This window comes from Agromyces aurantiacus (assembly GCF_016907355.1).
In the GTDB taxonomy this organism is placed as follows: domain Bacteria; phylum Actinomycetota; class Actinomycetes; order Actinomycetales; family Microbacteriaceae; genus Agromyces; species Agromyces aurantiacus.
In genome coordinates, this window is sequence record NZ_JAFBBW010000001.1 from 1,657,586 (window position 1) to 1,669,825 (window position 12,240).

Consider the following 12,240-nt stretch of genomic DNA (forward strand, 5'->3'; position numbering starts at 1 on the left):
CATCTGAGCGTGGCCGGCGGAACGCGTCCGACATCCGCGCAGCATCTCCAACGGATGCAGCCCCTCACCTAGGATCGGGGACATGAAGCTCGAACTCCGCGGTATCACGAAGCGGTTCGGCAGCCTGGTCGCCAACGACCACATCGACCTCACCGTGGAGGCCGGAGAGATCCACTGCCTCCTCGGCGAGAACGGCGCGGGCAAGTCGACCCTCATGAACGTGCTCTACGGCCTCTACCAGGCCGACGAGGGCGAGGTGCTCCTCGACGGCGAGGTCCAGCACTTCGCGGGCCCCGGCGACGCGATGGCCGCCGGCATCGGCATGGTGCACCAGCACTTCATGCTCATCCCCGTCTTCACCGTCGCCGAGAACGTCATGCTCGGCCACGAGTCCACGCGCGCCGGCGGCCTGCTCGACCTCGCGGCGGCGCGCGAGAAGGTCAACGAGATCTCCAAGCGGTTCGGCTTCCACGTCGACCCCGACGCGCTCGTCGAGGACCTGCCGGTCGGCATCCAGCAGCGCGTCGAGATCATCAAGGCGCTCTCGCGCGACGCGCGCGTGCTCGTCTTCGACGAGCCGACCGCGGTGCTGACCCCGCAGGAGACCGACGAGCTCATGGGCATGATGCGCCAGCTCAAGGAGTCGGGAACCTCGATCGTCTTCATCACCCACAAGCTCCGCGAGGTCCGCGAGGTCGCCGACCGCATCACGGTCATCCGCCTCGGCAAGGTCGTGGGCGAGGCCTCGCCGACGGCCTCGAACGCCGAGCTGGCCTCGCTCATGGTCGGTCGCGCGGTCGAGCTCATGGTGCACAAGGAGGAGCCCAAGCTCGGCGAGCCGGCCCTCGTGGTCGAGGGGCTCAAGGTCATCGACCCGATCGGCCAGCTCGTCGTCAACGACCTCAGCTTCGAGGTGCGTCGCGGCGAGATCCTCGCCGTCGCGGGCGTGCAGGGCAACGGGCAGACCGAGCTCACCGAGGCCCTCCTCGGCCTCCAGCCGCGGGTCGAGGGATCCATCACCCTCGACGGCGTCGAGCTCGCGGGCGCGAGCGTCCGGCGGATCCTCGAGTCGGGCGTCGGCTTCGTGCCCGAGGACCGCAACGAGGACGGGCTGGTCGGCGACTTCACGATCGCCGAGAACCTCATGCTCGACCGCAGCGAGGGCGCGCCGTTCGTCCGAGCGGGCAACCTCCAGCGGGGCGTGCTCGCCGAGTTCGCCCGCGACAAGGTCCACGAGTTCGACATCCGCACGCAGGGCATCGACGAGCTCGCCAGCCGCCTCTCGGGCGGCAACCAGCAGAAGGTCGTGCTCGCGCGCGAGCTCAGCCGCGACCTGCGGCTCCTGGTCGCGGCCCAGCCCACGCGCGGCGTCGACGTCGGCTCGATCGAGTTCATCCACAAGCGCATCGTCGCCGCGCGCGACGCCGGCGTGCCCGTGGTCGTCGTCTCGACCGAACTCGACGAGGTCGAGGCGCTCGCCGACCGCATCATGGTGATGTACCGGGGTCGTATCGTCGGCATCGTGCCCGGCGGTACCCCGCGCGACGTGCTCGGCCTGATGATGGCCGGGGAAACCCCCGCAGAAGGAGCCGCCGCATGAGCGACCCCCAGCAGCCGCGAGGCGACGTGCCGCGCGGCGACGAATCCGACATCGACGTCGCGATCGAGGAGCCCGCGGCCGGCTCGCCCGAGCGAGGCACCGCGTCCACCGACGCGGCGGCCGGTGCGTCCGGCCCGGGCGTGCCGCCCACGCGCGAGGCCGCCGACGTGCCGCCGCCGTCGCGCTGGCACACGATGCTGCACGAGATCGCCACCGGCAACGCGATCATCTCGGTGCTCGCGGTCGTGCTCGCCCTCGTCGTCGGCGCCATCATGATCGCGTTCACCGACGAGCGCGTGCAGCAGGCGAGCGTCTACTTCTTCGCCCGCCCGGGCGACACGTTCCAGGCGATCTGGGACTCGGTCTCGGGCGCCTACGCCGCGCTGTTCCAGGGCGCCGTGTACAACTTCCGGCGCGACAACTTCATCGACGGCATCCGGCCGCTCACCGAGACGCTGACGTTCGCGACCCCCCTCATCGCGGGCGGGCTCGGCGTCGCGCTCGCGTTCCGCGTCGGCATGTTCAACATCGGCGGCCGCGGCCAGATGCTCATCGCGGCATCCGTGGCCGGCTGGATCGCGTTCGGCTTCGACCTGCCGTGGGGCATCCACATGCTGGTCGCCCTCGTCGGCGGCCTCATCGGCGGCGCCCTGTGGGCCGGGATCGCGGGCGTGCTGAAGGCGCGCACGGGGGCCCACGAGGTGATCGTGACGATCATGCTGAACTACGTCGCCTTCTACCTCGTGTCGTGGATGCTGCGCACGCCCGGCCTGCTGCAGGCGCCGGGCTCGTCGAACCCCAAGACGCCGCCCATGAAGGAGACGGCGATCTTCCCCGCGCTGCTCGGCCCGCAGTACAACCTGCACTTCGGCTTCATCCTCGCGGTCCTGGCGACCGTCGTCGTGTGGTGGATCCTGAACCGGTCGAGCCTCGGCTTCAAGTTCCGCGCGGTCGGCATCAACCCCAACGCCGCACGCGTGGCGGGCATCAACGTCAAGGGCATGTACGTCTACGCGATGCTCATCGCGGGTGCGCTGCTCGGCCTCGCCGGGGTCAGCCAGGTGCTCGGCACGGTCACCAGCGGGTTCACGGCGGGCATCGACGCGGGCATCGGCTTCGACGCCATCACCGTGGCGCTGCTCGGCCGGTCGACGCCGTGGGGCACGTTCGCCGCCGGCATCCTCTTCGGGGCCTTCAAGGCGGGCGGGTTCTCGATGCAGGCCGCCGAGGGCGTGCCGATCGAGATCGTGCTCGTCGTGCAGTCGCTCATCGTCCTCTTCATCGCGGCGCCCCCGTTGGTGCGCACCATCTTCCGCCTGCCCGATCCCGAGGGCAGGAAGCGACGCTCGCGAGCGACCACCACGAAGGAGGTGGCGGCCAAGTGACCAGCTCACTCGCCGGTGCGCCCCCGGCCCCCCAGACCGCGACGCTCGACACGACCGTCGTGACGAGCTGGAAGGCGACCATCGCCTACGGAATCTTCACGCTGGTCGCGCTCGCCCTCGCGGTGTTCGCGCCGCGACCGGGTGACACCACCTACCGCCTGTCCCTGCCCAACGACGTGATCCAGCTGCCCGAGCTCACGGTCCCGGCGATGCCGACGCTGTGGGTCGTGGTGGTGCTGCTCGCGGTCGCGACGGCCTACTCGGCGTGGCTGGTCCGATCGAAGCGCCGCGTGCCGCTGTGGCTCACGGTGGTCTTCGCGATCCTGTTCATGTTCGGCTTCCTCACCTGGGCCGGGTCGGGCGCGTCGCTGCCGATGATCGGCCTGCTCTTCGGCTCGCTCAGCCTGGCCGTCCCGCTCATCTTCGGCTCGCTCGCGGGCGTGATCGGCGAGCGCGCCGGCGTCGTCAACATCGCCATCGAGGGCCAGCTGCTCGCCGGAGCGTTCACGGCCGCCGTCGTCTGCTCGATCGTCTCCTCGTCGACGGGCCAGGCCTGGCTCGGCCTCATCGCGGGCACCGTCGCGGCGATGGTCTCGGGCATGCTCGTCGGCATGGTGCTCGCGGCGTTCGCGATCAAGTACTTCGTCGACCAGGTCATCGTCGGCGTCGTGCTCAACGTGCTCGTCGTCGGCCTCACGAGCTTCCTCTTCTCGCAGGTGCTCGCTCCCAACGCGGCCGACCTGAACAACACCGCCCAGCGTTTCGAACGCCTTCCGATCCCGATCCTCAGCGAGATCCCGATCATCGGCCCGGTGCTGTTCCGGCAGACGATCATCGTGTACCTCATGTACATCGCCGTCGCGCTGGTCTACGTCGGCCTCTTCCACACCAAGTGGGGCCTGCGCGTGCGCGCGGTCGGCGAGCACCCGCAGGCGGCCGACACGGTGGGCATCAACGTCAACCGCACCCGGTTCTGGAACGTCGCCCTCGCGGGGGCCATCGCCGGCCTCGGCGGCACGTTCTTCACGATCGGCTCGGGCATCGCCTTCAACAAGGAGATGACCGCGGGCGCGGGCTTCATCGCCCTCGCGGCCGTGATCTTCGGCCAGTGGGACCCGATCAAGGCCACGCTCGCCGCGCTCCTGTTCGGCTTCGCGTCGAACCTGCAGAACACGCTGTCGGTCATCGGCTCGCCCGTGCCGAGCGAGTTCATGCTCATGCTGCCGTACGTCGTGACGATCTTCGCCGTGGCCGGCTTCGTCGGGCGCTCGCGTGCGCCCGCCGCCGACGGCAAGCCGTACATCAAGTCCTGACCGGAGGAGCACCATGACCGCCCAGCACGCGATCGACTGGGACCACCTCCGCGAGATCGCCCGCGAGGCGATGGCGAAGGCGTATGTCCCGTACTCCCAGTTCCCGGTCGGCGCCGCGGCGATCGCCGACGACGGCCGGGTCGTGAGCGGATGCAACGTCGAGAACGCGTCGTACGGCGTCACGCTGTGCGCCGAGTGCTCGCTCGTGTCGGCGCTCGTGATGTCGGGCGGCGGCAAGCTCACGGCCTTCACGTGCGTCGACGGCCACGGCAACGTCCTGATGCCGTGCGGGCGGTGCCGCCAGCTGCTGTACGAGCACTCCGCCGAGGGGATGCTGCTCGAGACCGTCTCGGGCGTGAAGACCATCGACGAGGTGCTGCCCGACGCGTTCGGGCCGCGCCAGCTCGCCGAGTTCCGAGGAGAGACCGCATGACCACCGTCGAAGCGTTCGACGCCGTCGACCTGATCCGCACCAAGCGCGACCGGGGTGAGCTCTCGACCGCGCAGATCGACTGGCTCGTCGACGCCTACACGCGCGGCTACGTCGCCGACGAGCAGATGTCGGCGATGACCATGGCGATCTTCCTGAACGGCATGAGCCGCCGCGAGATCCGCGACATGACGATGGCGATGATCGCGTCGGGGGAGCGGATGGACTTCTCGCACCTCGGCAAGCCGACGACCGACAAGCACTCGACCGGCGGCGTCGGCGACAAGATCACGCTCCCGCTGATGCCGCTCGTCGCGTCCTTCGGCGTGGCCGTGCCGCAGCTCTCGGGCCGCGGGCTCGGTCACACGGGCGGCACGCTCGACAAGCTCGAGTCCATCCCGGGCTGGCGCGCCGAGCTCACCAACGACGAGATGTTCGCACAGCTGCGCGACGTCGGCGGCGTGATCTGCGCCGCCGGCTCCGGGCTCGCGCCGGCCGACAAGAAGCTGTACGCGCTCCGCGACATCACCGGCACCGTCGAGGCCATTCCGCTGATCGCGTCGTCGATCATGTCGAAGAAGATCGCCGAGGGCACCGGCGCGCTCGTCCTCGACGTCAAGTTCGGGTCGGGCGCGTTCCTGCAGGACATCGAGCGTTCGCGCGAGCTCGCGCGCACGATGGTCGAGCTCGGCGAGGATGCGGGGGTCGCGACCTCCGCCCTGCTCACCAACATGAACGTGCCGCTCGGCCTCACGATCGGCAACGCCAACGAGGTCCGCGAGTCGGTCGAGGTGCTCGCCGGCGGCGGCCCCGCCGACGTGCGCGAGCTGACCGTCGCGCTCGCGAGGGAGATGCTCGCGCTCGCGGGCCGTCCCGACGCCGACGTCGAGGCGGCGCTCGACGACGGCCGCGCCATGGACACCTGGCGTGCCGCGATCCGCGCCCAGGGCGGCGACCCCGATGCGCCCCTGCCGGTGGCGAAGGAGCAGCACGTGGTCACGGCCGACCGCGACGGCGTGCTGGTGCGCCAGGAGGCGCTGCCCTTCGGCATCGCCGCGTGGCGGCTCGGCGCCGGCCGTGCGCGCAAGGAGGACCCGGTGCAGCACGCGGCCGGCATCGACCTCCACGCCAAGCCGGGCGACGCCGTGCGCGCGGGCGAGCCGCTCTTCACGCTGCACGCCGACGAGCCGGAGCGGTTCGCGCGCGCCCTCGAGGCCGTCGAGGGCGCCTGGACCATCGGAGACCCGGGCGACGCCGTCGAGGACGGCGGTCCGCTGATCGCCGAGCGCATCGGTCGCTGACGCCGGGCGAAATCGCCGCGTGCGCCGGGGTGCGCGCCGGTATCGTGGTGGGGTGGACACGCACGCGACCGACTACCGGCTCGAGGGGGACGGCACCGACATCCGGTCGCTGCCCAAGATCTCGTTGCACGATCACCTCGACGGCGGCCTGCGGCCGCAGACCCTCCTCGAACTGGCCGACGAGATCGGGCTCGAGGTGCCGGCGTCCGACGCCGACGCGCTCGGCGCCTGGTTCGCCGACCAGTCCAACTCGGGTTCGCTCGTCGAGTACCTGAAGACCTTCGACCTCACGACCGCGGTCATGCAGACGCGCGACGGCCTCACGCGCGTGGCGCGCGAGTTCGTGCACGACCTGGCTGCCGACGGCGTGATCTACGGCGAGGTGCGGTGGGCACCCGAGCAGCACCTCACGCGCGGGCTCTCGCTCGACGAGACGGTCGAGGCGGTGCAGGCCGGCCTCGACGAGGGCGTCGACGACGCCCGTCGTCAGGGCCACCGCATCCGCGTCGGCCAGCTCGTCACCGCCATGCGCCACGCCGACCGCGGCCTCGAGATCGCCGAGCTCGCCGTCCGGCACCGCGACCGCGGCGTCGTCGGCTTCGACATCGCGGGCGCCGAGGCGGGCTTCCCGGCGAGCCGCCACCGCACGGCCTTCGACTACCTCGCGACGCGCTTCATGCCGGTGACGGTGCACGCGGGCGAGGCCGACGGCCTCGAGTCGATCCGCAGCGCCCTGTTCGATGGCCGTGCCCTGCGCCTGGGCCACGGCGTGCGCCTCGCCGAGGACCTCACGATCGAGCGCCAGGACGACGAGAACACCTACGTCTCCCTCGGCCCGGTCGCCCAGTGGGTGCGCGACCGCGAGATCGCGCTCGAGACCAGCCCGTCGTCGAACCTGCAGACCGGCGCGATCGCCGCGTGGGGCGACGAGCTCGTCGACCACCCCTTCGACCTGCTGTACCAGCTGGGGTTCCGGGTGACCGTCAACACCGACAACCGCCTCCAGTCGGGCACCAGCCTGACCCGCGAGCTCGCGCTGCTCGCCGACGCCTTCGGCTACGACCTCGACGATCTCGAGGTGTTCCAGCTGAACGCGGCCGCGGCCGCGTTCCTGCCGCTCGACGACCGCGAGGACCTCGTCGAGCAGATCCAGGACGGCTTCGACGAGGCCTGATCCGCCCGGATGCCCCGCCATCCCGCTCCACCCCGCCGTGAACGGACCGACATGACCCTCCCGCCGCTGCCCGACGCCGCCGTGACCCTCCACGCCGAGGCGGGCGACTGGCGCGCCGCCGTGCGCGAGGCGGGTCGCGCGCTCGCCCGTTCGGGCGCCACGCGCGAGGGCTACGCCGACCGGATGATCGAGGTCCTCGAGGAGTTCGGGGCGTACATCGTGATCGCGCCGGGCCTCGCGCTCGCGCACGCGCGCCCCGGCCCCGACGTGCTCCGCAGCGGCCTCGCCGTCGTCACCCTGGCCGAACCGGTGGCCTTCGGGCACCCGCACAACGACCCGGTGCGAGTCGTCGTGGGCCTGGCGGTCTCGAACGCCGAGGAGCACGTGGCGAGCGTCGCGGGCCTCGCGAACGTGTTCAACGAGCGCACGGCGATCGACCGCCTCGCGGCCGCGGCGTCGATCGACGACGTGCGCGCGGTGTTCGACGGCGCCGGCGCCCCGAGCAGCCCCGGAGGCGAGGAGGGGGCGGGGTCGTGAGGATCGTCGCGGTCTGCGGGCTCGGGGTCGGCACCTCGGCCATCCTGAAGGCGAACGCCGAGCGGGCGCTCGCGCGCCTCGGGCTGTCGGCCGACGTCGAGGCGAGCGACCTCGCGAGCGTGGCCGCGGCCGCGGCCGACGCGCAGGTCGTGCTGACCTCGACCGAGCTGGCCGACCAGGTGCGCGCCGCGCTCGGCCGCACCTGGGCCGAGATCATCGAGGTCGAGAACTACTTCGACGTCGACGACATCGGCCGCAAGCTCGAGGCCTCGCTGGGCTGACGCCGGTCGCCGCCGGCGTCGCAAGCCCCGGGCGTCGCGCGGCGGCGTCAGGCGACGAGTTCGCGCATGCCCGACTCGATGCGGGCGACGAGGTCGGATGCCGCGGCGCGGCGCTCGGCGACCGAGCCCTGGGTCGCGGCCGCGTCGATGTAGACCTTCAGCTTGGGCTCGGTGCCGCTCGGGCGCACCATCACGCGGGCGCCGCCGTCGAGGCGGATCCGCAGCACGTCGGAGGGCGGCAGCCCGTCGACGCCGGTCGCCAGGTCCTCGATGCGGTCGACGCGCACCCCGCCGACCGCGGCGGGCGGCTCGGCGCGCAGGCGCGCCATCACGGCGGCGATCCGGGAGAGGTCGGTCACGCGGATCGACACCTGCGAGGAGGCGAAGCAGCCGAACCGCTCGACGAGCTCGTCGAGGCGGTCGGCGATCGTGCGGCCCTCGGCCGCGAGCCGCGCGGCGAGCGAGAGGAACGCGACGCCGGCCGAGATGCCGTCCTTGTCGCGCAGCGTCGCGGGGTTCACGAGGTAGCCGAGCGCCTCCTCGAAGCCGAACAGGAGCCCCGGCGCACGCGAGATCCACTTGAAGCCCGTGAGCGTCGACGCGAAGCCCAGCCCGTGGGCGTGCGCGATGGCCTCGAGGCCCGGGGAGGAGACGATCGAGCACGCGAGCGTGCCGCCCGCCCCCTCGGCACCCGCCCGCTCGGCGACCTGCCAGCCGAGCAGCAGCCCCACCTCGTTGCCCGTGAGCCGGCGGTAGCCCTCCTCGGTACCGGGATCGGGGATCGCGATCGCGAGCCGGTCGGCGTCGGGGTCGTTCGCGATCACGAGGTCGGCGCCGGCCTCGCGCGCGGCCGCGAACGAGAGGTCCATGGCGCCGGGCTCCTCGGGATTCGGGAACGCCACGGTCGGGAACCGGCCGTCGGGCTCGATCTGCGCCGAGACGAGTGCGGGCACGTCGAAGCCCGCGGTCTCGAGCACGCGCCGCATGGTCTCCCAGCCGACCCCGTGCATCGCGGTGTACACGACGCGCGGCTGGGCCGCGGGTCGCTCGGCGATCGCCGCGGTCTCGGACACGTAGGCGTCGACGACCGACTCGGGCGCGGTCTCCACGGCGCCGCGCGGCAGCTGGGTCACCGTCGTGGTCTCGGCCACCCGCAGGATGTGGGCGGCGATCTCGGCGTCGGCCGGTGCGACGATCTGCGAGCCGGCGTCGTCGCCGCCGAGGTAGACCTTCATGCCGTTGTCGTTCGGCGGGTTGTGCGAGGCCGTGATCATGACGCCGGCGCTCGTGTCGAGGTGGCGCACGGCGAAGGCGAGCACCGGGGTCGGCAGCAGGCGGGGCAGCAGGATGGCGCGGACGCCGGCGCCGGCCATGACCTCGGCCACGTCGCGCGCGAACGCCTCGGAGTTGCGCCGGCCGTCGAAGCCGACGACGACCGAGGGCGTGCGGCCGTCCGCGCGCTCGAGCAGGTAGGCGGCGAGGCCCGCGGCGCCCTGCGACACGAGCACCCGGTTCATCCGGTTCGGCCCCGCGGCGATCTCGCCGCGGAGCCCCGCCGTGCCGAAGGCGAGCCGCGCGTCGAAGCGGTCGGCGAGGTCGGCCGCGGCGGCGGCGTCGCCCGCGCGGGCGGCCGCCACGATCGCGGCGAGCTCCTCGCGCGTCTCGGGGTCGGGGTCCTGGGCGATCCACGCCTCGGCGAGTGCGATGCGGTCCGCGTCGGTGGCCTGCGGCATCCGGTGCCTTCTTCCTCGATACGGCGGCGCTGCGGGGGACCGCGACGCCGGGGGACGTGTCGGTGCGGCGCTAGATCGCCGCGACGATCTTCGCGAGCAGGTCGGAGATCGTCGCCTCGGCGTTGCGGCCGGCCTCGATGACCTCCTCGTGGCTGAGCGGCGTGGTCTGGATGCCCGCGGCGAGGTTCGTGATGAGCGACATGCCGAGCACCTCCATGCCCGCCTGGCGCGCCGCGATGGCCTCGAGGGCGGTCGACATGCCGACGATGTGGCCGCCGATGGTCTTCGCCATCTGCACCTCGGCGGGCGTCTCGTAGTGCGGGCCCCGGAACTGCACGTACACGCCCTCGTCGAGCGACGGTTCGATGCCGCGCGCGAGCTCGCGCAGCCGCGCCGAGTACAGGTCGGTGAGGTCGACGAAGGTCGCGCCCTCGAGGGGCGAGTCGGCCGTGAGGTTGATGTGGTCGCTGATGAGGACCGGGGTGCCGGGCGTCCAGTGCTGCTTGATGCCGCCGGCGCCGTTGGTGAGGATCATCGTCGTGGCGCCCGTGGCCGCCGCGGTGCGCACCGAGTGCACGACCCGGCGCACGCCGTGGCCCTCGTAGTAGTGCGTGCGCGCGCCGATCACGAGCGCGCGCTTGCCGTTGGGCAGCAGGACCGATCGCAGCGTGCCCACGTGGCCCTCGAGCGCCGGCTTGGAGAAGCCCGGGACCTCGGTCGCCGGGATGGTGTGCGTCGTCTCGCCGATCAACTCGGCGGCGGCGCCCCACCCCGAGCCGAGCGTGAGGGCGAGGTCGTGGCGCTCCACGCCCGTCAGGTCGGCGATGCGCGCCGCGGCGTCGCGGGCAATGGCGAACGGGTCGGCGGCGGGGACGTCGAGCGGGTTCTGCTGCTGCATCCCCTCATGCTACGCAAGCGCCGGATGCCGCGGCGCGGCGCAGGCGGATCCGTGCTCGCCTGCGCGCGACATCCGCCGGGCCGCCCGCGTTCGCGCGCGCGGGTGCGCGTGGGCGAGAATGGGGGCCATGCACACCACCTTCGAGCGCACGCAACGGATCGCCGTCCTCGGAGGTGGACCGGGCGGGTACGAGGCTGCGCTCGCCGCCGCGCAGCTGGGCGCCGAGGTCACGCTCGTCGAGCGCGCCGGCGTCGGCGGCTCGGCGGTGCTCACCGACGTGGTGCCCTCCAAGTCGCTGATCGCGACGGCCGAGGCCTCCAACGCCGTCAAGGAGGCCGCCGACCTGGGCGTGCAGTTCTACGCGAAGGGCGCGGAGGAGAAGGCGGTCAAGCCGCAGGTGGCGATCAACCTGCAGGCCGTCAACAAGCGCCTGCTCGGCCTCGCCGCGCAGCAGTCCGAGGACATGCGCTCGAACCTGCTCGAGGCCGGCGTGCACCTGGTGCAGGGCGAGGGCCGGCTCGACGGACCCAACGCGCTCATCGTCTCGACCGCCAAGGGCGGCACCGACTTCGACCGCATCGAGGCCGACACGCTCGTGATCTCGACCGGCGCCACGCCGCGCGTGCTGCCCACGGCCGTGCCCGACGGCGAGCGGATCCTGACGTGGACCCAGCTCTACCACCTGAAGCAGGTTCCCGAGCACCTCATCGTGGTCGGCTCCGGCGTGACCGGGGCCGAGTTCGCGTCGGCCTACCGGGCGCTCGGCGCGAAGGTCACGCTCATCTCGAGCCGCGACCAGGTGCTTCCGGGTGAGGACGCCGACGCGGCATCCGTCATCGAGAAGGTCTTCAAGCGCAATGGCATGAAGGTCATGAACAAGTCCCGTGCCGAGTCGGTGGTCGCCGACGCCGACGGCGTCGTGGCGACGCTCACCGACGGCCGCGAGGTGCGCGGCTCGCACTGCCTCATGGCGGTCGGCTCGGTGCCGAACACGCGCGACCTCGGGCTCGAGGAGGCCGGAGTGCAGCTGGCCGAGTCGGGGCACATCCGCGTGAACCGCGTCGCGCGCACGTCGATGCCGAACATCTACGCGGCGGGCGACTGCACCACGTTCCTGCCGCTCGCATCGGTCGCGTCGATGCAGGGCCGCACGGCGGTCTTCCACGCGATGGGCGACATCGTCAACCCGCCGGAGAACCGCAACATCACCTCGAACATCTTCACGCAGCCCGAGATCGCCACGGTCGGCTGGACCGAGAAGGAGATCGACGAGGGCGTCGTGCCCGGCGTGGCCTACAAGCTGCCGCTGTCGTCGAACCCGCGCGCGAAGATGATGGGCATCCGCGACGGCTTCGTGAAGCTGTTCGCCTCGGCGGGATCGGGCGCGATCATCGGCGGCGTCATCGTGGCGCCCAAGGCGTCCGAGCTGATCTTCCCCCTCGCGCTCGCGGTCGAGCACCGCCTCACGGTCGACCAGTTCGCCGAGGCGTTCCCCGTGTACCCGTCGCTGACCGGCTCGCTGACGGATGCCGCGAGGGCCATGCACGTCGTACGCTGAGCCTGCGCGCCCTCGACGGCGACGGCGCGA

At 72.2% G+C, this 12,240-nt stretch carries 11 protein-coding genes; 9 read left to right on the top strand and 2 right to left on the bottom strand.

The genetic code is table 11. The annotated features are described in order from the left end of the window. The first annotated feature begins 82 nt into the window (after window positions 1–82). From JOD46_RS07870 to JOD46_RS07905, 8 genes are read left to right on the top strand one after another with little or no spacing between them, the layout of a single operon-like run. Window positions 83–1,600 carry an ABC transporter ATP-binding protein gene (locus JOD46_RS07870; protein ID WP_204393121.1) on the top strand — a complete coding sequence of 506 codons (1,518 nt, stop codon included), beginning with the start codon at window positions 83–85 and terminating at the stop codon, window positions 1,598–1,600. Continuing rightward, complete coding sequence (locus JOD46_RS07875; protein WP_239562643.1) at window positions 1,597–2,985, top strand: ABC transporter permease; 1,389 nt, start codon at window positions 1,597–1,599, stop codon at window positions 2,983–2,985. The genes JOD46_RS07870 and JOD46_RS07875 overlap by 4 nt, the downstream gene beginning before the upstream one ends. Then, window positions 2,982–4,298: an ABC transporter permease gene (locus JOD46_RS07880; RefSeq protein WP_204393123.1), complete on the top strand. Its 1,317-nt coding sequence runs from the start codon at window positions 2,982–2,984 to the stop codon at window positions 4,296–4,298. Before JOD46_RS07875 ends, JOD46_RS07880 begins: the two co-directional genes overlap by 4 nt. A 13-nt stretch (window positions 4,299–4,311) precedes the next feature. Further along, window positions 4,312–4,731, top strand: a complete 420-nt coding sequence (locus tag JOD46_RS07885; protein ID WP_204393125.1) for a cytidine deaminase — start codon at window positions 4,312–4,314, stop codon at window positions 4,729–4,731. Beyond that, a complete protein-coding gene (locus JOD46_RS07890) occupies window positions 4,728–6,029 on the top strand; it encodes a thymidine phosphorylase (protein WP_204393127.1) in 1,302 nt (433 codons plus the stop codon). The genes JOD46_RS07885 and JOD46_RS07890 overlap by 4 nt, the downstream gene beginning before the upstream one ends. A 52-nt stretch (window positions 6,030–6,081) precedes the next feature. Beyond that, on the top strand, window positions 6,082–7,203 hold the full coding sequence (locus JOD46_RS07895) for an adenosine deaminase (protein ID WP_204393129.1): 1,122 nt from the start codon (window positions 6,082–6,084) through the stop codon (window positions 7,201–7,203). Between the two features lie 51 nt (window positions 7,204–7,254). Then, complete coding sequence (locus JOD46_RS07900) at window positions 7,255–7,740, top strand: PTS sugar transporter subunit IIA (RefSeq protein ID WP_204393131.1); 486 nt, start codon at window positions 7,255–7,257, stop codon at window positions 7,738–7,740. Next, window positions 7,737–8,021, top strand: a complete 285-nt coding sequence (locus JOD46_RS07905) for a PTS sugar transporter subunit IIB (RefSeq protein WP_204393133.1) — start codon at window positions 7,737–7,739, stop codon at window positions 8,019–8,021. The genes JOD46_RS07900 and JOD46_RS07905 overlap by 4 nt, the downstream gene beginning before the upstream one ends. A gap of 47 nt (window positions 8,022–8,068) precedes the next feature. On the opposite strand, the gene JOD46_RS07910 is transcribed toward JOD46_RS07905, so the two are convergent. Continuing rightward, complete coding sequence (locus JOD46_RS07910) at window positions 8,069–9,754, bottom strand: phospho-sugar mutase (RefSeq protein WP_204393135.1); 1,686 nt, start codon at window positions 9,752–9,754, stop codon at window positions 8,069–8,071. Window positions 9,755–9,824: 70 nt separating this feature from the next. Next, complete coding sequence (locus JOD46_RS07915) at window positions 9,825–10,652, bottom strand: purine-nucleoside phosphorylase (RefSeq protein WP_204393136.1); 828 nt, start codon at window positions 10,650–10,652, stop codon at window positions 9,825–9,827. A 127-nt stretch (window positions 10,653–10,779) separates the two neighbouring features. Between JOD46_RS07915 and JOD46_RS07920 the strand changes: the two genes are divergently transcribed. Further along, window positions 10,780–12,210 (top strand): NAD(P)H-quinone dehydrogenase, encoded by a 1,431-nt coding sequence (locus JOD46_RS07920; protein WP_204393139.1) that lies wholly within the window; start codon window positions 10,780–10,782, stop codon window positions 12,208–12,210. Window positions 12,211–12,240: the final 30 nt, after the last annotated feature.

Excerpts from the sequence above, each read along its gene's own strand:
- JOD46_RS07915 (WP_204393136.1), bottom strand. The coding sequence starts at position 10,652 with ATGCAGCAGCAGAACCCGCTCGACGTCCCCGCCGCCGACCCGTTCGCC.
- JOD46_RS07900 (WP_204393131.1), top strand. The coding sequence starts at position 7,255 with ATGACCCTCCCGCCGCTGCCCGACGCCGCCGTGACCCTCCACGCCGAG.
- JOD46_RS07910 (WP_204393135.1), bottom strand. The coding sequence starts at position 9,754 with ATGCCGCAGGCCACCGACGCGGACCGCATCGCACTCGCCGAGGCGTGG.
- JOD46_RS07875 (WP_239562643.1), top strand. The coding sequence starts at position 1,597 with ATGAGCGACCCCCAGCAGCCGCGAGGCGACGTGCCGCGCGGCGACGAA.
- JOD46_RS07920 (WP_204393139.1), top strand. The coding sequence starts at position 10,780 with ATGCACACCACCTTCGAGCGCACGCAACGGATCGCCGTCCTCGGAGGT.
- JOD46_RS07870 (WP_204393121.1), top strand. The coding sequence starts at position 83 with ATGAAGCTCGAACTCCGCGGTATCACGAAGCGGTTCGGCAGCCTGGTC.
- JOD46_RS07890 (WP_204393127.1), top strand. The coding sequence starts at position 4,728 with ATGACCACCGTCGAAGCGTTCGACGCCGTCGACCTGATCCGCACCAAG.
- JOD46_RS07885 (WP_204393125.1), top strand. The coding sequence starts at position 4,312 with ATGACCGCCCAGCACGCGATCGACTGGGACCACCTCCGCGAGATCGCC.